Origin of the sequence: Achromobacter spanius, from assembly GCF_039673305.1 — a bacterium.
Lineage (GTDB): Bacteria > Pseudomonadota > Gammaproteobacteria > Burkholderiales > Burkholderiaceae_B > Achromobacter > Achromobacter spanius_F.
Genome location: NZ_JBDJLJ010000007.1, coordinates 66,534 through 82,908 on the forward strand (window position 1 = coordinate 66,534; position 16,375 = coordinate 82,908).

Annotated in this window: 21 protein-coding genes; 16 read left to right on the forward strand and 5 right to left on the reverse strand. The window is 64.1% G+C overall.

The window, feature by feature from the left end:
* Nucleotides 1-168: 168 nt before the first annotated feature.
* On the forward strand, nt 169-1,809 hold the full coding sequence (locus ABE485_RS09100) for an intermembrane transport protein PqiB (protein ID WP_430795406.1): 1,641 nt from the start codon (nt 169-171) through the stop codon (nt 1,807-1,809).
* 97 nt (nt 1,810-1,906) lie between these two features.
* Nucleotides 1,907-2,164: a hypothetical protein gene (locus ABE485_RS09105; RefSeq protein ID WP_346514966.1), complete on the forward strand. Its 258-nt coding sequence runs from the start codon at nt 1,907-1,909 to the stop codon at nt 2,162-2,164.
* Between the two features lie 17 nt (nt 2,165-2,181).
* Here ABE485_RS09105 and ABE485_RS09110 read toward each other — a convergent pair whose 3' ends face one another.
* Together ABE485_RS09110 and ABE485_RS09115 are read right to left on the reverse strand one after the other, a co-directional pair.
* Nucleotides 2,182-2,490: a hypothetical protein gene (locus tag ABE485_RS09110; RefSeq protein WP_346514967.1), complete on the reverse strand. Its 309-nt coding sequence runs from the start codon at nt 2,488-2,490 to the stop codon at nt 2,182-2,184.
* A 102-nt stretch (nt 2,491-2,592) separates the two neighbouring features.
* Entirely contained in the window at nt 2,593-3,177 is a 585-nt protein-coding gene (locus ABE485_RS09115; RefSeq protein ID WP_346514968.1) for a TetR/AcrR family transcriptional regulator, read from the reverse strand.
* 94 nt (nt 3,178-3,271) lie between these two features.
* Between ABE485_RS09115 and ABE485_RS09120 the strand changes: the two genes are divergently transcribed.
* Together ABE485_RS09120 and ABE485_RS09125 are read left to right on the forward strand one after the other, a co-directional pair.
* Nucleotides 3,272-4,477 (forward strand): MFS transporter, encoded by a 1,206-nt coding sequence (locus tag ABE485_RS09120; RefSeq protein ID WP_346514969.1) that lies wholly within the window; start codon nt 3,272-3,274, stop codon nt 4,475-4,477.
* Between the two features lie 39 nt (nt 4,478-4,516).
* A complete protein-coding gene (locus ABE485_RS09125) occupies nt 4,517-4,915 on the forward strand; it encodes a RidA family protein (protein ID WP_346514970.1) in 399 nt (132 codons plus the stop codon).
* Between the two features lie 14 nt (nt 4,916-4,929).
* On the opposite strand, the gene ABE485_RS09130 is transcribed toward ABE485_RS09125, so the two are convergent.
* Nucleotides 4,930-5,844: a LysR family transcriptional regulator gene (locus tag ABE485_RS09130; RefSeq protein ID WP_346514971.1), complete on the reverse strand. Its 915-nt coding sequence runs from the start codon at nt 5,842-5,844 to the stop codon at nt 4,930-4,932.
* A 123-nt stretch (nt 5,845-5,967) separates the two neighbouring features.
* Here ABE485_RS09130 and ABE485_RS09135 point away from each other — a divergent pair, with 123 nt between their 5' ends.
* From ABE485_RS09135 to ABE485_RS09145, 3 genes are all read left to right on the forward strand, one after another.
* Entirely contained in the window at nt 5,968-7,125 is a 1,158-nt protein-coding gene (locus tag ABE485_RS09135) for a DSD1 family PLP-dependent enzyme (protein ID WP_346514972.1), read from the forward strand.
* A 26-nt stretch (nt 7,126-7,151) separates the two neighbouring features.
* Nucleotides 7,152-7,538: a RidA family protein gene (locus tag ABE485_RS09140; protein WP_346514973.1), complete on the forward strand. Its 387-nt coding sequence runs from the start codon at nt 7,152-7,154 to the stop codon at nt 7,536-7,538.
* A 149-nt stretch (nt 7,539-7,687) separates the two neighbouring features.
* Nucleotides 7,688-7,960: a hypothetical protein gene (locus ABE485_RS09145; RefSeq protein ID WP_346514974.1), complete on the forward strand. Its 273-nt coding sequence runs from the start codon at nt 7,688-7,690 to the stop codon at nt 7,958-7,960.
* A gap of 20 nt (nt 7,961-7,980) precedes the next feature.
* Here the strand turns inward: ABE485_RS09145 and ABE485_RS09150 are convergent, their stop codons facing one another.
* Complete coding sequence (locus ABE485_RS09150; protein WP_346514975.1) at nt 7,981-8,280, reverse strand: DUF2513 domain-containing protein; 300 nt, start codon at nt 8,278-8,280, stop codon at nt 7,981-7,983.
* Between the two features lie 128 nt (nt 8,281-8,408).
* On the opposite strand from ABE485_RS09150, the gene ABE485_RS09155 reads away from it, so the two are divergent.
* The 5 genes from ABE485_RS09155 to ABE485_RS09175 all read left to right on the forward strand — a co-directional run bounded on the left by ABE485_RS09155 (nt 8,409) and on the right by ABE485_RS09175 (nt 11,039).
* Nucleotides 8,409-8,807, forward strand: coding sequence for a hypothetical protein (locus tag ABE485_RS09155; protein WP_346514976.1), 399 nt, complete (start codon nt 8,409-8,411; stop codon nt 8,805-8,807).
* A gap of 93 nt (nt 8,808-8,900) precedes the next feature.
* A complete protein-coding gene (locus ABE485_RS09160; RefSeq protein WP_346514977.1) occupies nt 8,901-9,221 on the forward strand; it encodes a hypothetical protein in 321 nt (106 codons plus the stop codon).
* Between the two features lie 371 nt (nt 9,222-9,592).
* Entirely contained in the window at nt 9,593-9,796 is a 204-nt protein-coding gene (locus ABE485_RS09165) for a cold-shock protein (RefSeq protein ID WP_006220190.1), read from the forward strand.
* A gap of 139 nt (nt 9,797-9,935) precedes the next feature.
* Nucleotides 9,936-10,499: a DUF924 family protein gene (locus ABE485_RS09170; protein WP_346514978.1), complete on the forward strand. Its 564-nt coding sequence runs from the start codon at nt 9,936-9,938 to the stop codon at nt 10,497-10,499.
* A 333-nt stretch (nt 10,500-10,832) separates the two neighbouring features.
* On the forward strand, nt 10,833-11,039 hold the full coding sequence (locus ABE485_RS09175) for a cold-shock protein (protein ID WP_006220187.1): 207 nt from the start codon (nt 10,833-10,835) through the stop codon (nt 11,037-11,039).
* 96 nt (nt 11,040-11,135) lie between these two features.
* Here ABE485_RS09175 and ABE485_RS09180 read toward each other — a convergent pair whose 3' ends face one another.
* Complete coding sequence (locus ABE485_RS09180; protein WP_346514979.1) at nt 11,136-11,681, reverse strand: TIGR00645 family protein; 546 nt, start codon at nt 11,679-11,681, stop codon at nt 11,136-11,138.
* Between the two features lie 261 nt (nt 11,682-11,942).
* Here ABE485_RS09180 and ABE485_RS09185 point away from each other — a divergent pair, with 261 nt between their 5' ends.
* The 4 genes from ABE485_RS09185 (at nt 11,943) to clpX (ending at nt 16,233) form a co-directional block, all read left to right on the forward strand.
* Nucleotides 11,943-12,698 carry a M48 family metallopeptidase gene (locus ABE485_RS09185; RefSeq protein WP_346514980.1) on the forward strand — a complete coding sequence of 252 codons (756 nt, stop codon included), beginning with the start codon at nt 11,943-11,945 and terminating at the stop codon, nt 12,696-12,698.
* A 165-nt stretch (nt 12,699-12,863) separates the two neighbouring features.
* Nucleotides 12,864-14,174: a trigger factor gene (gene tig, locus ABE485_RS09190; protein ID WP_346514981.1), complete on the forward strand. Its 1,311-nt coding sequence runs from the start codon at nt 12,864-12,866 to the stop codon at nt 14,172-14,174.
* A gap of 4 nt (nt 14,175-14,178) precedes the next feature.
* Complete coding sequence (clpP, locus tag ABE485_RS09195; protein ID WP_346514982.1) at nt 14,179-14,832, forward strand: ATP-dependent Clp endopeptidase proteolytic subunit ClpP; 654 nt, start codon at nt 14,179-14,181, stop codon at nt 14,830-14,832.
* 102 nt (nt 14,833-14,934) lie between these two features.
* The gene (gene clpX / locus ABE485_RS09200) at nt 14,935-16,233 is read left to right on the forward strand and encodes an ATP-dependent Clp protease ATP-binding subunit ClpX (protein WP_346514983.1); all 1,299 of its coding nucleotides are present in this window, start codon (nt 14,935-14,937) and stop codon (nt 16,231-16,233) included.
* Nucleotides 16,234-16,375: the final 142 nt, after the last annotated feature.

The window sequence follows — 16,375 nt, forward strand, 5'->3', positions numbered from 1 at the left end:
CCTGGCTGGCGGCGACATCGGGAATTCCCTTGTTGCGCGGCGGGCAGCCCGGCGCGACCCTTTGAAGGGATTGTGCCTGGTGTGCTGCCCCCGGGATGCGTTTCTTGTCGGCGCATCGGTGGGGCAGGGCACTGACAACCGGACGCGCGTTTCCAAAGGATGTTCTCAATGCCCGAGACTGATCCTGCCGCTGGTAAAACGACTCCGCCTGGCCGGCGCAGCCGCCGGTTTTCCTGGATCTGGCTGGTGCCGATCATCGCGGCGCTGGGCGGATTGCTGCTGGTGGTCCGCGTCTGGATGCAAGCGGGTCCGGTCGCCACGATCAGTTTCCAGACGGCCGAAGGCCTGGAGGCCGGCAAGACGCAGGTCCGTTACAAGGAAGTGAACGTCGGCATCGTCCAGCGCGTGGCCCTGAATCCGGACCGCACCGGGGTGGTCGCGACGATCCGGCTGGACAAGGAGGCGGGCGGACTGCTGCACGAAGGCACGGCGTTCTGGGTCGTGCGGCCGCGCCTGACCCTGAGCGGCGTGTCGGGCCTGAGCACCTTGCTGTCCGGCTCTTATATCGGGCTGGACCCGGCCGGGGGCAATCCGCGGGCGCCGGCCAGCAAGTTCTCGTTCACCGGCCTGGAGGTGCCGCCCGAAGTGACCCAGGACCGGCCCGGCAAGCGTTTCACGCTGAAGGCCAAAGACCTCGGTTCGCTGGATATCGGATCGCCGGTGTATTACCGTCGCATCGCCGTGGGCCAGGTGGTCGGCTATCAGCTGGATGGCCGCGGCGAGGGCGTCGACGTGCAGGTATTCGTCGACGCGCCCAATGATGCCTACGTCAACGAAGGCACACGCTTCTGGAACGCCAGCGGCGTGGATTTTTCGGTGGACGCGCGTGGCCTTGAGGTACGGTCCCAGTCGCTGCTCTCGGTCATCATCGGGGGAGTGGCGTTCGATTCGGTCGGCGCGCGCGGGCACGCGGCGGCCAAGGCGAATTCGGCGTTTGTCATCTTTCCCTCGGAAAGCGCTGCCCGTGCCCAGCCGGACGGCACGCCGATGCGGATCCGCATGCGGTTCGACCAGTCGGTCAGGGGCCTGGTGGCGGGCGCTCCGATCGATGCCTTTGGCGCTTCGATCGGACAGGTCGATTCCATTGCGCTCGAACTCGACAAGACGACCAACCAGTTCTATGCGGTCGTGGGGGCAACGCTGTATCCCGAGCGCCTGGGCGCCAGGACTTTCGAGGAAATCAAGGAATTCTCGGGGTCCACCAACGAGCATCCCACGGGCAGGCTGATGGCAGCGATGATCGACCATGGCCTGCGCGCGCAACTGCGCATCGGCAACCTGCTGACCGGCCAGTTGTATGTGGCAATGGCGGTGTTCCCGGACGCCACGCCGGCGGTGTTCAAGATGGAGGATGCGCCGTTCATCCCGACGGTGCCCAATAACCTCGATCAACTGCAGTTGCAGCTCAACGGCATCCTGACCAAGCTTGAACGCATGCCGCTGGACGCGCTGGGCGCCGAATTGGGCAATGTGCTGCGCGGCGCCGCCAGCCTGGCGAAGCGCCTGGACTCGCAGGTTGCACCCGAGGCGACGGCAATGCTGCGCCAGGCAAGCAAGTCCCTGGGCGCGGTGGGCGTCCTGCTGAATCCCGATGCGGGCCTGCCGTTCAATACGGGAATGCTGCTGCAGGAACTGTCCCGGACGGCCAGGTCGCTGCGCGAACTGTCGGATTACCTCCAGGCCCATCCCGATTCGCTGCTGCGCGGGCGAGCCTCCAATTCCTCCCCGGGACGCACGCAGGCGCCGTGACCGCGTCGCCACGCGCGGGCACGCGGTTTGCTGACGGATTGGGCGGCGTTTCTAGGGCGGTTTGGGGCGAAACGCCGCGTCAGAGGGGGGATTCAGCATGGACCATAGCGAAATGATGGCGCGCATGATCACTCAGCCTGTCGCGCCAGGTAAATTTGACGGTTGGGATGGCGTTCTTTCCGCATTGGCGGATTGCTTGCTGCAGGTAGAGGGCAAGCTGTCGGACGCCGACGTGGAGCGGTTTCTGGACGTGGGAGCGCTGGTGTATCGGACCTGCTGCCAGGATGAGGCCCGGCAGCGCTGGACGGCCGAGGAGATGGCGTCGTATCACCGCAAGGGCCAGGTTGGCGCGTAGGCGCCAGCGCGGTCAGGTCAGAACAGGCACTGGCTCAGTGCGAACTTCCTGCCGAACGCGTGGACTTCGTCGCCGTCCACGCTGGCGGAGACGTCCCAGTGGTCGCCGCGGGTAACCAGGATGGACTGGCTGGAAAGGGCATGGCGGACGGCGAACTGCCAGAAGGCCGCTTCCGAGCCTTCGGGCTCCAGGTCATGCGGCCCGATGCGCAGGCGGGAAGGGCGGGGCGTTGCGCCTATCGACCATTTCAGCGCAATCGACAGGAACGCGAACCGCGCGGACACCGTGGAAGGCTGGATGCACAGGACTCGAATCTTGTTGCTCATGGTCATAACCCTGCCTATTCAGGTTTGCACCAGCGTAGCAAAGCGCAGCGGGCCGATCCATACCGCGTTTGGTCGATCCGGGCCGCGCGGCGGCGTTGCGGATCACTTGCGCAGCAGGCCCCGCAACAGCAGATCCAGCGCTTCCAGAGCCTGTTCGACCCGCGCTCCGGATTCGCCTTCCTCGGCAATCCAGAAGGCGCTGTCGACCAGGCTGCCGTTGATCAGCCGGGCCAGGGCTGGCGGGTCGGCCGGCTCCACCACGCCTTCCTCCATTAGCCGCTGCAGCAGCGCGCTCAGCGAAGACAGGCACTGCTGCTGCGCCCCGGCCGGAACCGGCCCCAGCACCGCGCGCGCGTCTTGCAGGACGATGCGCCGGATTTCCGGTTCGCCCGCCATTTCCAGGTAGGCGCGGCAGCGGCCGCGAAATGCGCTCCAGGTGTCCGGCGCCTGCCGGGAAATTTCATGCAGCCGGTGGTCCATTTCGCCGTCGATCTGTTCGGCCACGGCGGCAAGCAGTCCCTTTTTGTCGCCGAAATGATGGTACAAGGCGCCGCGCGTGAGCCCGGCGCCCGCGGTGAAATCGTCCATGGAAGTGGCCGCATAGCCGGATGTGCGGAATGCCTGCCGGGCGGCGGAAATCAGCTTGGCGCGGGTGGTTTCGATCATTTCGGCGCGGGACGGCGGCATTGTGTTCCCCTGGACATACGTTGCGTAGGTGAATTGACATACGCAATGTATGTGAATACGATCCCGCCGTCTACTCCCGCTTCAAAGGTCCCCGGTGCCCAATCCCTATCGTGAATTGTTCAAGGCGCCCGGCGCCGCCGGCTTCGTGCTGGCCGGCGCCATCGCGCGCCTGCCCCTGCCGATGACGGGCATCGGCATCATTACGATGCTGTCGCAGGTGCGCGGCGCGTACACCCTCGCGGGCGCGGTGGCGGCCGTTTTCGCCCTGGCGACGGCGCTGCTGGCGCCCCGCATTTCACGCCTGGTGGATCGCTACGGGCAGGGCAAGGTGCTGCCTCTGGCCGCCGGCATCTGCGTCCTGGCGTTGATCGGCTTGTCCGCCAGCGTGCACTGGGGCGCGCCGGACTGGGTGCTCTTCGTTTTCGCCGCGCTGGCCGGCAGCCTGCCCAGCATGCCCGCCATGATCCGTGCGCGCTGGACGGAGATTTACCGCGACCAGCCCGAACTGCGCACCGCGTACGCGCTGGAATCGGTCGCGGATGAACTGAGCTTCATCGTCGGGCCGCCGCTTGCGGTGGGCCTGTGCGTGGGTCTGTTCCCGCAGGCGGGGCCGCTCGCGGCGGCACTTTTGCTCGCTGTCGGCGTCACCGCGTTCGTCATGCAGCGCGCCACGGCGCCCGCGGTGCAGTTCCGCGAATCCGGCCGTCAGGCCTCGGTCTTGCGCATGCCCAGGATGCGTCCTCTGCTGGCCATGATGTCGGCGATGGGCGTGATCGTCGGGACCATCGATGTGTTGAGCGTGGCGTTCGCCCGGCAGCAGGGCTTCCCTGCGGGAGCAAGCCTCGTGCTGTCCGCCTACGCGCTGGGATCCTGCGTCGCGGGCCTGGTGTTCGGCGTGCTGAAATTCCAGATGCCGCTTGCGCGGTTGCTGGCGCTGGCGGCCGCGGTGACGGCGTTCACGACCTTGCCCCTGCTGCTCGTGCACGATCTGCTCACCTTGTCGCTGGGCGTGCTGGTGGCCGGGCTGTCGTTCGCGCCCACCATGATCATCGCCATGGCGCTCGTCGAAAGCAGCGTGCCGGCAAGCCGGCTGACGGAAGGGCTGACCTGGCTGGTGACGGGGCTGGGCGCTGGCGTGGCGGCGGGCGCGGCGATGGCGGGCTGGGTGGTCGATCATCACGGCGTCGGTGCGGGTTTCTGGACTGCCGCCGGCGCGGGCGCGGTGGTGCTGCTGGTTGCGCTGCCGGGCGCGCGTCGCCGGGCGGCGGGCGACACCCCTGCGCAAGAGGCCCGTTGCTAGAATGGCCGACGCGGCAAGCAGCGACTCCAGGAGAAGATCATGACCCGAACCGTCGTCAATCCCGACACCGTTTTCAACTCCGTGCAGTACGGATTCAGCCAGGCTGTCATCGTCACGGGGCAGCGCCGCATGCTGCTGTCGGGCCAGGTGGGCATCGACGTGCATGAGCGGACGGTCGGGCCGGGGCTGCAGGTGCAGACCGAAGCCGCGCTGGACAACGTCGAACGCGTGCTGGCCGCCGCCGGCGCGACGCTGGCGCAGGTCATCATGCTGCGCATCTACATCTGCGACACCGTCAAGGGCGAGCAGGAAGTCATCGCGCAGGCGCTGCGCGACCGTTTCAAGGTCGATCCACCGCCGTCGTCGTGGATCGTCGTCAGCGGCTTGTCGCTGCCGGAATGGCTGGTCGAGATCGAAGCGGAAGCGATGCTGGACTGAACGGTTCCGGGGCGCTAGGGCGCCGCGTCGCGCCAGGGCGGCGCCTCGAACGCGGCGCGCAGGCACGACAAAAAGCCCGCGGTGCGGGCGGACAGTTCCTGCCGTGATTTCACCAGCGCCACCACATTCGCGTCGGGCAGGCTCCAGCCCGGCAACAAGGGAACCAGCGCGCGCGTGCGCAGATGCGTCGCGGCATCCCACTCCGAGCGCGCGACGATGCCATGTCCGGCCAACGCCCATTCCAGGGCGGTTGCGCCCGTATTGCTGGACAGCACGGGCGCGATGCGCACGCCCACGGCCGGACCGCGGCCGCGCTTGAATCGCCACAGCGTCACGTCCTCGTCGTTTTCACGCAGGGCAATGCAGTCATGGTCGCGCAGGTCTTCCGGCTTGGCGGGCGCACCGCGCCGCGCCAGGTAGGCGGGCGAGGCGCACAGGATCCGCCGATTGGGCGCCAGCGGGTAGGCGACCAGCGTGGAATCGCGCAGTTCGCCGATATGCACCATGACGTCCCAGTTGTCGGAAGCGAGGCGAGGAGGCCCGTCCGACAACGTCAGGCTGGCCGTGACGTTTTCGCTGCGCTGGCGAAAGTCCGCCACCAGCCCGGCGATGTAGCGCTGGCCGAATCCCAGCGGCGCAACCACGCGCAAATGGCCGGCCACCACGCCGCGCCGGCCTGCAAGCTCGTCGGCCAGGTCGTTCAGCTCCCCGCATATCTGGCCGGCCCGTAAAGCCAGCAGCCGGCCTTCGTCGGTCAGGGCGGTGCCGCGTCCGGAACGGTTGACCAGCCGGACGCCCAAACGTTTTTCCATCGCATGCAGGCGCTGCGTGACTGCCGGGGGCGTCACGTCCAGGGCGCGGGCCGCCTGCGCCAGCGAACTGGTTGCGGCCAGGGTCAGGAAGAAGCGCAGGTCATCGGTAGTAATCATTCAGTATAGGATTAATAGAGAATTAACTTCATATTAAACACGTGGGTGCCCGTCCGCGCCATACTGCGTGCATCCCGGCGCCGCTGCTTCGCGTCCGCCATCCGACTCCCCACAGAGGCTTTCATGACCCACGACGCCGCCGCGTCCACCCTGGACACCCTGGAAACACCTTGCCTGGTGCTCGACGAATCGCGCATGACGCGCAATATCGATCGCCTGAACGGGCTGATGGCCGCCCATGGCGTGCAGCTGCGCCCGCACCTGAAGACGCCCAAATCCATCGAGGTCGCCCGCCGGGTGATGTCTACGCCCCAGGGGCCCGCTGCGGTGTCGACGCTGCAGGAGGCCGAGCAGTTCGCCGCGGCGGGCGTCACGGACCTGCTCTACGCGGTCGGCGTGTCGCCGGCCAAGCTGGAGCGCGTGCTGGCCCTGCGCCAACGCGGCGTCGACCTGACGGTGGTGGTCGACAGCATCGAGGCGGCCCGCGCGGTGTCGGCGCGCGCCAAGGCGGCTGGCGATGCCATTCCAGCTCTCATCGAGATCGATTGCGACGGCCATCGCGCCGGCGTGCAGCCCGGGGATACCGAGCACCTGCTGGCGATCGCCCGGGTGCTCCACGACGAAGGCGCCTGTTTGCGCGGCGTCATGACGCACGCGGGCGAGTCCTATGGCTGTCGCAGCCTGGAGGCGATCGCGGACATGGCCGAGCAGGAGCGCGCGGCCGCCGTCGGGTGCGCGCAGGCCATCCGCGCCGCGGGCCTGCCGTGCCCGGTGGTCAGTGTCGGTTCCACGCCCACGGCCCATTTTGCGCGCAGCCTGGAAGGCGTGACCGAGGTCCGCGCCGGCGTCTATGTCTTTTTCGACCTGGTCATGGCCGGGCTGGGCGTGTGCAAAGTGGATGACATCGCCGCCACCGTGTTGACGACCGTGATCGGCCATCAGCCGGACAAGGGATGGATTCTGGTCGACGCTGGATGGATGGCCATGTCGCGCGACCGGGGCACCGCCAAGCAGCCCGTGGACCAGTTGTACGGGCTGGTGTGCGACGTCGACGGCAAGGTCTACCCGGACGTGCTGCTCGCCGAAACCAATCAGGAGCAGGGCATCATCAAGCTGCGCCCCGGCAGCAGCGCCGTCCTGCCCGACCTGCCGATCGGCGCGAAGCTGCGGATCGTTCCCAATCACGCGTGCGCCACCTGCGCCCAGCACGACGCCTACAAAGTCGTGCGCCCCGGCGCCACGGAAGTGGTGGCGCACTGGGAACGCTTTCGCGGCTGGTAAGCCGGCCGACACAAGGAGAACCAGGCATGCAAATCATCCACACGCCCAAGGCGACCCCGCCTGCGGGCCATTACTCGCAGGCCGTGCGCGCCAACGGCTTCGTGTTCGTTTCCGGCCAATTGGGTTTTCTTCCCCCTGCCGCGCCCGGCGACCGGCCGGCGCTTGCGTCGGGCGCCGCCGACCAGGCCAGGGAGGCGCTGCGCAGCGTTCAGGCCATCCTTGAAACCGCGGGCTCATCGCTGTCCGCAGTGGTCAATGTCACGGTCTACATTCCCGACGTCGGACTGTGGGACGAGGTCAATCGCGTCTACGAACAATGCTTCGGCGCCCATCGCCCGGCCCGCGCGATCGTGCCCACGCGGGAACTGCACTATGGCGCGCTGGTGGAGATCAGCGTCGTCGCCCTGGCCTGAGTGCGGCCGGTGCGTGGGCCGCGGCGCCGGCGTGGCGCGGGAAGCGACTGCCGTGCATTCCGCCTATGGCGCACGGCACACGGGCTGCGGGGGGAGGGGGCGCCGCCTATAATGCGGTCGCCTCAATGCCTACGGCGGAGACCGTCCCCATGCACTACGAGTATCTGTTCTGGTCCATGGCCGCCGTCGTGGCTGCCTCGCTGGCGGGCGGGGCGCTGTGCGGCCGCCTGCGCTCGCTCAAAGGCTCGCTGCTGGGCGTCGCCGTGCTGGCGGCGGCGGTTTTCGCGGCGGTGCTGGCGCTGGCGCGCCACGGGGGATTCAGCGATCTGGCAGCGATGCTGTCGATCGCCGCCTTCATGTTCAGCCTGGTGATCGGCGCGGCGGCGTCGCTGCTGACGCGGCGCATCCTGCAGCGCCGCTGAACCGCCGCGCGCGCGTCGCCTCATTCTTCGGCGTCGAACTCCTCGTCCTCTTCGTCGTCTTCATCCTGCTCGAGGGCGTCGTAGCCCTTCCAGGTGATGCGCCAGCGCGTCGCGCCGGCCGTCGCCGCGGTTTCGCTGATCTGCTTGACCAGCCCGGCGTCTTCCAGCAGGTCCAGGTGATGCGCAATCAGCTGCAGGCCCTGTTCCTCGGGATGAGGGGCCAGCGCGGCGTTCTTGATATCGTGTGTGCTCAGGTTGGGGCCCGGCGCGTCGCGCAGGGCGCCCAGGATCGTGACGACCAGATCGAAATCGCGTTGCATGATGTCCACCATGTAGGGATAAGAAAAGTACAGGCCGACGATAGCAGAGTTCCGCTGCAGCAATAGGACAGTCGCCGGCGCCGGGTTACAGTCCAGGGTTCTCGATAACCGACATACACACAGACACTATGAAGAAACCCGCAGAACGGGACTGCCTCGCGGTCATCCCCGGCTACACGGGCCAGGCTGCCAAGCTCTTTCTAACGCGCGGCGCAGACGAACGGATCGACGGCGTGACGGTGTTCGACCTGCTTGGCCACGTCAAGCTGCAGGGCGACGCCGAGGCTGCCGCGGCGTGGATCGGCGAGTGGCTTGCCAAAGAGGCCGACAACCGCAAGGCGCGCCGCACGCAGCTTCAGGCCCAGATGTTCATCTGCAAGCTCGCCGGCGACGACAAGCAGGCCTTCCTGGACGCCCAGAAGCCCCTCGTCCGCGTCCTGGCCGCGGCAGGGGTGCGCAGCCGCAGCGTCGCCGCCACGTCGGGGGCGGCCCGGCAGGCGCTTGGTCCGATTGTCAAGAAGCATTAGCCGAAGGCTGTTATAGTCGCGCCTGGGCGTGCGTGTGCACCTACACGGTGCGTGCCCAGGCGGGCCACGCCCGCAAGTCAAGGAAGATGGATCATGGAAATACTCAGTCGGCATGTTGCCGACGTAGCGGGCGGCGTTGAGCTGCACACCACGCTGGATGGCGAAAGCATCAGCGCCTACGTTGTCGTGGGCGTCACTGATCTCAATGCGATTGCAGACATCGTGCCGCGCGAAAAAGTCGAAGCCGGAGCGGACATACACGCTGCCAATGTCGACAATGTTGATAATGCGCAAGAACAGATCGACCAAGTCCTGGAAAATATGAACCCCGGCGACGTGGCGGTTTTCCTTTGCTCGGGTCCCGATGCTTTCGGCGCGGCACTCGACCTGTTGGGTTTACCTATCGAAGAGTAAGCCTGACGGCAAACCATGGTGTCATCCAAACGGCGTATTGAAGGTTGTACGCGCTTTTGATGGCATTTATATAAGCCTAGTTTGTTTTTTTATGATGTGTGGGTGTAAACACCTATACAGGACTTCGTTTTGCCTATGAAAACGTGCGAATTTTCTGTGCAGTTTCTCTTTGTTGCATTATTGGCACGCATTTTTTAGGATTATGTTGACTTGTGAGGGGAACATAACGATAGTGTCGGCACACGATCACAAGCGTTGCGATTTTCGTTCAGTGCCGTGCCTTTTCCGGCTCAGCGTTATTGTTCTACTGTCCCCTCCTTGATTGATTCGTGACCTCCGGGCATTTGCCCATTATCTCTAGGAAATACAGTATGGAAACCGGCGTCGTTAAGTGGTTCAATTCGGAAAAGGGTTATGGCTTCATCACCCCGGAAGCGGGTGGCAAGGATCTGTTCGCTCACTTCTCCGAAATTCAGGGCTCGGGCTTCAAGTCTCTGGAAGAGAACCAGCGCGTCAGCTTTGTGACGGCCAATGGCCCCAAGGGCCCGCAAGCCACGAAGATTCAGGTCCTGTAAGGTTCTGATTTTTCGCCAAAAAAGCCCCCTAGCGGGGCTTTTTTTGTTTTTGGGCGCGGCATGCGTCCGGCTGCCGCCGGCCTTGATCGCGCGCTCGGCGCAGCAGCGCGCCTTTTCGCACCCACCATTCGCCGCCGCCATGACTACCAGTTCGATGACTCCCATTTCCACGCAGCCGCAGGATGTGGTCGCGTTTTGGCTCGATGCGGGCCCCCAGCAATGGTTCAGCAAGAGCGCGGCATTTGACGCCGAGTTCCGCACGCGCTTCGAGGCTGCGCACCTGGCCGCCGCGGCCCGTCGTCTGGATGGCTGGCTGGACGACGCCACGGGCGCGCTTGCATTGATGATCCTGTTGGACCAGTTCCCCCGCAATGCCTATCGCGATACCGCGCACATGTTCGCCACGGATCCGCTGGCCCAGCATTTTGCCGAACACGCCATCGCGGCTGGACACGACCTTGAAGTGGATACCGGACTGCGGCAGTTCTTCTATCTGCCGTTCGAACATGCCGAGAACCTGGCGGCGCAGAACCGGTGTATCGCGCTGATGGAGCCCCTGGGCGCCGAGTCCTTGCGCTGGGCGGTCCTGCACCGCGACATCATCAAGCGCTTCGGACGCTTTCCGCATCGCAATGCAGCCCTGGGCAGGCAGACGTCCCAGGCCGAACGCGAGTTCCTGCAGTCCGGCGGATTTTCCGGCTAGGTCCGGCTGTCCCGCAAGCCATCCATCGTCCGCGGTGCGCACGGCTCGGTATCCACCTGTATCGGCACGTGGCAAGTTGAAAATATGCAGATTGAAATGCGCTGGATTGCCGCCGTTTGCAGCGGTTGCGCTCCTCGTTCTGCCCTGCGTGACCGCTCTGGATATTTGACGTTTTTCGGCGTTCACCAATACACTGGTTTCAGCGAGATTCTCAAGCGACGCGGTCTGCGTTCCCCTTGGTCGCCGTCAGTAGTGCTGCGGTTGCTATCCTCTCCCATCCTTGATGATCTGGCGCCCCGCGAGCAATCGCTTCTCTAGGTTCAAGGACATTCCATGGCAACCGGCATCGTCAAGTGGTTCAACGCCGAAAAGGGTTATGGCTTCATCATGCCCGACGACGGCAGCAAGGATCTTTTCGCTCACTATTCCGAAATCCGCAGCGAGGGCTATAAGTCGCTACAGGAAAACCAACGGGTCACCTTCGAGGTTGGAACCGGCCCCAAGGGTCCCAGCGCCAAGAACATCAAGGTGGCGACCTGAGATCCATTGGGTAGCGCGTTCGGGGCCTCTCGGCGTTCTACCTATAAAAAAGCCCCCACGCGGCAAGGCGTGGGGGCTTTTTTTGTGCCGTGCGCGTCAGTGCTTGCCCGAGCCGCTGGTCGACAGCTTGTCCACGAGCGCAATCCCCAGCGCCGACAGGATGAACAGGGCGTGGATGATGGTCTGCCACATGACGCCGGCCTCGGTGAAGCGCGCGTTCGGTGTGCCGATGGTCCCCGCCTCGATGAAGGTGCGCAGCAGGTGGATCGACGAGATCCCGATGATCGCCATCGCAAGCTTCACCTTCAGCACGCTTGCGTTCACGTGGCTCAGCCATTCCGGCTGGTCCGGATGGTTTTGCAGGCGCAGGCGGGACACGAAGGTCTCGTAGCCGCCCACGATCACCATGACCAGCAGGTTCGAAATCATGACCACGTCGATCAGTCCCAGGACCAGCAGCATGATCTCCATCTCGCCAAAGCTGTTGGCGTGGGTGAGCAGGTGCCAGAGCTCCTTCAGGAACAGCATGACGTACACGCCCTGCGCGACGATGAGGCCCAGGTAGAGCGGCAGCTGGAGCCAGCGGGAACTGAAGATCAGGCTGGGGAGCAGGCCTAGGCGGGGAGGGGGATTCGAGTTCATGTGGGTGCGAGCCAATGTTGTTTGCGAAAAAAAGCGCGGCGGCAATTCTATCAATGCCATGAGGCGGGCGGCAGTTGTTTTTGATGACCGAAATTGGTCAGAAAGGTGCGGCTCCTAGCACGCCAGGGTGTGGTCTGCTCGGCTTTTCTGTAAGCGAAATTCGCATTTGCGAAACTCTGTGCCGAAATACTTCGAAAGCTACTGGCGTATATAGAATTGCCGCCTCGTTTGCATAGAACAAGTCAATAGGAGTTTGTTCCCATGAAAGTTCGCTATACCGTCGCCGCATTGGCTATTGCGCTCGCGCCTTATTCGGTTGCGCACGCGCTGGATATCGGGGGGCTCGTGGGCGCCGGCGCCAAGGTGGTCCAGGCCGCCACGCTGAGCGACGCCGAGATCAAGACCCTGTCGGACAAGGCTTGCGCGCAGAGCGACTCGCAGGAAAAGATCGCTGCGCCGGGTAGCAAGTACGATGCGCGCCTGCAGAAGATCGCCAAGTCGCTGGGCGGCACGGTCAACGGCCAGAAAGCGAACTACAAGGTCTACATCACGAAGGACGTCAATGCGTGGGCCATGGCCAACGGCTGCATCCGCGTCTACAGCGGCCTGATGGACATGATGACGGATGACGAAGTGCTGGGCGTGGTCGGCCACGAAATCGGCCACGTGGCGCTGGGCCATTCCAAGAAGGCGATGCAGACCGCCTACACCGTCTCGGCCGCGCGCGACGCCGCCGGCGCTGCGGGCGGCTCGACCGTCGCCGCGCTGAGCTCTTCCCAGTTGGGCGACCTGACCGAGAAGTTCATCAACGCGCAATTCTCGCAATCGCAGGAAAGCGCCGCGGACGATTATTCGTTCGATCAGCTGCAGGCCAAGAAGCTCAATACCCGCGGCCTCGTGACGGCATTCCAGAAACTGGCTGAACTGGACGGCGGCAAGAGCGATATGATGAGCTCGCACCCGTCCTCGGCCAAGCGTGCCCAGCACATCGAAGACCGCATCGCCAAGGCCAAATAAGGCTGCCGGCAAGCGCTTTTTGCGCCACTTTGGGGCGAAAAACGGGGCGCGAGCATCCGGGCAAATCCGGGGCTCGCGCCCCTTTGCGTCAGGGATCCGGAAGTTTCCGGTAAAATGCCGCGTTTATCCGCCCGTAATCTCATCTCTCGGAAAATAGGTCTTTTAATGCAGCCTGTGGTTGAAACCCTCTCCGGCCTGGAGCGCCGTGTTGATCTGGCCGTCTCGGTGGCCGACGTCGAAAAGGAAGTCCAGGCGCAATTGAAGCGCGTGGCCCGCAACGCCAAGGTGCCCGGTTTCCGCCCGGGCAAGGCGCCGCTGGCGATGCTCGAGCGCAGCCATGGCCCCAGCATCCGCTACGACGTGATCAATAGCCAAGTTGGCCGTGCCTTTGAACAAGCCATCGACGGCGCCAAGCTGCGCGTCGCTGGCGCCCCGAACCTCGAACCCAAGACTGAAGGCGTTTCCGACGACACGCTGGCGTTCACCGCCACGTTCGAGGTCTACCCTGAAGTCGCCGTGCCGGATCTGTCGACCCTGGCCGTCACCCGCTACGAAACGGCCGTCACCGACGCCGAAGTGCAACAGACCCTGGACGTCCTGCGCAAGCAGCGCGCCACGTTTGAAGCCCGCGAAGGCCGCGCCAGCGCCGACGGCGATCGCGTGACCCTGGACTTCGCCGGCACCATCGACGGCGTGCCCTTCGAAGGCGGCAAGGCCGAAGACTTCCCGTTCGTGCTCGGCCAAGGCCGCATGCTGCCGGAATTCGAAGAAGCCGCCCGCGGCCTGAAGGCTGGCGAAACCAAGGTTTTCCAGCTCAAGTTCCCTGATGACTACCAAGGTGTCGAAGTCGCCGGCAAGACCGCCGAATTCACCATCACCATCAAGGAAGTGGCTGAAGGCGTCCTGCCCGAACTGAACAGCGAATTCGCCAAGTCCCTCGGCCAGGCTGAAGGCGACGTCGAAAAGCTGAAGGCCGACATCCGCAGCAACATCGAACGCGAAGTCAAGGTGCGCTCGCAAGGCCGCACCAAGTCCAGCGTGATGGACGCCCTGGTCGAAGCCGGCAAGTTCGACGTGCCGAAGGCCCTGGTCGACAACGACGTGCAAGGCCGTGTCGCCGCTGCCCGCGAAGAACTGAAGCAGCGCGGCGTGCCGAACGCCGAATCCGTGCCGATCCCGGCTGAAGCCTTCTCGACCGAATCCGAACGCCGCGTCCGCCTGGGCCTGCTGGTGTCCGAACTGGTCAAGCAAGCCCAGCTGCAAGCCAAGCCCGAGCAAGTTCGCGCGCGCATCGAAGAATTCGCCCAGAACTACGAACAACCCGCTCAGGTTGTCAGCTATTACCTGGCTGACCGCCAGCGTCGTGCTGAAATCGAGGCTATCGTGCTGGAAGACAACGTCGTCGCGCACGTGTTGGAAAAGGCCAAGGTCACCGACGAAAAGGTGCCTTTTGATCAGTTGATGGGGATGGCGTAACACTATGCAGAGATTCACCGATTTCTATGCGGCAATGAATGGCGGGTCTTCGGTGACCCCCACCGGCCTGGGCTACATTCCCATGGTGATCGAGCAGTCCGGGCGCGGCGAACGCGCCTACGACATCTATTCGCGCCTGCTCCGCGAACGGCTCATTTTCCTGGTGGGGCCGGTCAACGACGCCACGGCCAACCTGGTTGTGGCGCAGTTGCTGTTCCTGGAATCGGAGAATCCTGACAAGGACATTTCCCTGTACATCAACTCGCCTGGCGGGTCGGTGTACGCGGGAATGGCCATCTTTGACACCATGCAGTTCGTCAAGCCGGACGTTTCCACCCTGTGCACGGGCCTTGCGGCCAGCATGGGCGCGTTCCTGCTGGCGGCAGGCAAGAAGGGCAAGCGCTTCACCCTGCCCAATTCGCGCATCATGATCCACCAGCCGTCCGGCGGCGCCCAAGGGCAGGCCTCCGACATCCAGATCCAGGCTCGCGAGATCCTGGACCTGCGCGAGCGCCTGAACCGCATCCTGTCCACGAATACCGGGCAGAGCATGGAGCGCATCGAGCAGGACACGGAACGTGACAACTTCATGTCGGCCGAAGATGCGGTATCGTATGGACTGGTGGACAAGGTCATGGCCTCCCGTTCCGAAGGCTGACTTCCCGGTTGATCCAGACCCGCTGCCATCATGTTTGAGTAAGCGCATGCGCTAGGCCCTTTACCCGGTCTGGCGCATCTTTACCTGAGATACGAAAGAAATATGCCTGAAAAAAAGGGATCGGCAGACGCAAAAGTGCTGCATTGCTCGTTTTGCAATAAAAGCCAGCACGAAGTCCGCAAGCTGATCGCGGGTCCGTCGGTATTCATCTGCGATGAATGCATAGACCTGTGCAACGACATCATCCGCGAGGAAGCGCAGGCAACCGCGCGCGCGGCGATTCGTTCCGAGCTGCCCACTCCGGCTGAAATCAAGACTTTCCTCGACCAGTACGTCATTGGGCAGACCTCGCCCAAGCGCATGCTGGCCGTGGCCGTCTACAACCACTACAAGCGCATTCGCCACGGCGAAATCAAGGGCGACGAAGTCGAGCTGTCCAAGAGCAACATCATGCTGATCGGCCCCACCGGGTCCGGCAAGACGCTTTTGGCGCAGACGCTGGCGCGCATGCTGAATGTGCCTTTCGTCATGGCCGACGCCACCACGCTGACCGAAGCGGGCTACGTGGGCGAAGACGTCGAAAACATCATTCAGAAGTTGCTGCAGAACTGCAACTACGAAGTGGAAAAGGCGCAGCGCGCCATCATCTACATCGACGAAATCGACAAGATTTCCCGCAAGTCCGACAACCCCTCCATCACCCGCGATGTGTCGGGCGAGGGCGTCCAGCAGGCACTGCTCAAGCTGATCGAAGGCACGGTCGCCTCGGTGCCCCCGCAAGGCGGCCGCAAGCATCCCAACCAGGACTTCGTCCAGGTGGATACGACCAACATCCTGTTCATCGTCGGCGGCGCCTTCGACGGACTGGAAAAGGTCATCCGCGACCGCACCGAAAAGTCTGGCATCGGCTTCTCGGCTTCCGTGCGTGCCAAGTCGGAACGCGGCGTGGGCGAGCTCTTCTCCGAAGTCGAACCCGAAGATCTGATCAAGTTCGGCCTCATCCCCGAACTCGTCGGTCGCCTGCCGGTTGTCGCCACCCTGGACGAACTGGACGAAGCGGCCCTGGTCCAGATCCTGACCGAGCCCAAGAACGCCTTGCTCAAGCAGTTCCAGAAGCTGTTCGCCATGGAAGGCGCCGAGCTCGACGTGCGGCCTGCCGCGCTCAAGGCAATCGCCCGCAAGGCGCTCAAGCGCAAGACGGGTGCCCGCGGCCTGCGGTCCATCATCGAACAGGCGCTGCTCGACACCATGTATGACCTGCCTTCCCAAGGCAACGTCAAGCGTGTGGTGCTCGACGAGGGCGCCATCGAAGGCGAGGGCAAGCCCTTGCTGATCTACGCCGACGAAACCGCCACACCGGAAAAACCGGAACGCGGCGAAGTCCGCGACGCGGCAGCCTGATATTTCAAAAAAGCCCGTTCCCGTAACGGGTTTTTTTGCCTTAGGGCGCCGCATCCATCAAAACGCGCTTTTCTCGCAGCGTTGGCGGCCGCATACTGAAAGCGCATTCAGGGCTTTTTTTGGCCTTTTGGTTATCCAGGCG

What these genes read in the sequence shown, in the direction of transcription:
- ABE485_RS09100 (WP_430795406.1), top strand. Translation starts at nt 169, where the DNA reads ATGCCCGAGACTGATCCTGCCGCTGGTAAAACGACTCCGCCTGGCCGG.
- ABE485_RS09105 (WP_346514966.1), top strand. Translation starts at nt 1,907, where the DNA reads ATGGACCATAGCGAAATGATGGCGCGCATGATCACTCAGCCTGTCGCG.
- ABE485_RS09110 (WP_346514967.1), bottom strand. Translation starts at nt 2,490, where the DNA reads ATGAGCAACAAGATTCGAGTCCTGTGCATCCAGCCTTCCACGGTGTCC.
- ABE485_RS09115 (WP_346514968.1), bottom strand. Translation starts at nt 3,177, where the DNA reads ATGCCGCCGTCCCGCGCCGAAATGATCGAAACCACCCGCGCCAAGCTG.
- ABE485_RS09125 (WP_346514970.1), top strand. Translation starts at nt 4,517, where the DNA reads ATGACCCGAACCGTCGTCAATCCCGACACCGTTTTCAACTCCGTGCAG.
- ABE485_RS09130 (WP_346514971.1), bottom strand. Translation starts at nt 5,844, where the DNA reads ATGATTACTACCGATGACCTGCGCTTCTTCCTGACCCTGGCCGCAACC.
- ABE485_RS09135 (WP_346514972.1), top strand. Translation starts at nt 5,968, where the DNA reads ATGACCCACGACGCCGCCGCGTCCACCCTGGACACCCTGGAAACACCT.
- ABE485_RS09140 (WP_346514973.1), top strand. Translation starts at nt 7,152, where the DNA reads ATGCAAATCATCCACACGCCCAAGGCGACCCCGCCTGCGGGCCATTAC.
- ABE485_RS09145 (WP_346514974.1), top strand. Translation starts at nt 7,688, where the DNA reads ATGCACTACGAGTATCTGTTCTGGTCCATGGCCGCCGTCGTGGCTGCC.
- ABE485_RS09150 (WP_346514975.1), bottom strand. Translation starts at nt 8,280, where the DNA reads ATGCAACGCGATTTCGATCTGGTCGTCACGATCCTGGGCGCCCTGCGC.
- ABE485_RS09155 (WP_346514976.1), top strand. Translation starts at nt 8,409, where the DNA reads ATGAAGAAACCCGCAGAACGGGACTGCCTCGCGGTCATCCCCGGCTAC.
- ABE485_RS09160 (WP_346514977.1), top strand. Translation starts at nt 8,901, where the DNA reads ATGGAAATACTCAGTCGGCATGTTGCCGACGTAGCGGGCGGCGTTGAG.
- ABE485_RS09165 (WP_006220190.1), top strand. Translation starts at nt 9,593, where the DNA reads ATGGAAACCGGCGTCGTTAAGTGGTTCAATTCGGAAAAGGGTTATGGC.
- ABE485_RS09170 (WP_346514978.1), top strand. Translation starts at nt 9,936, where the DNA reads ATGACTACCAGTTCGATGACTCCCATTTCCACGCAGCCGCAGGATGTG.
- ABE485_RS09175 (WP_006220187.1), top strand. Translation starts at nt 10,833, where the DNA reads ATGGCAACCGGCATCGTCAAGTGGTTCAACGCCGAAAAGGGTTATGGC.
- ABE485_RS09180 (WP_346514979.1), bottom strand. Translation starts at nt 11,681, where the DNA reads ATGAACTCGAATCCCCCTCCCCGCCTAGGCCTGCTCCCCAGCCTGATC.
- ABE485_RS09185 (WP_346514980.1), top strand. Translation starts at nt 11,943, where the DNA reads ATGAAAGTTCGCTATACCGTCGCCGCATTGGCTATTGCGCTCGCGCCT.
- tig (WP_346514981.1), top strand. Translation starts at nt 12,864, where the DNA reads ATGCAGCCTGTGGTTGAAACCCTCTCCGGCCTGGAGCGCCGTGTTGAT.
- clpP (WP_346514982.1), top strand. Translation starts at nt 14,179, where the DNA reads ATGCAGAGATTCACCGATTTCTATGCGGCAATGAATGGCGGGTCTTCG.
- clpX (WP_346514983.1), top strand. Translation starts at nt 14,935, where the DNA reads ATGCCTGAAAAAAAGGGATCGGCAGACGCAAAAGTGCTGCATTGCTCG.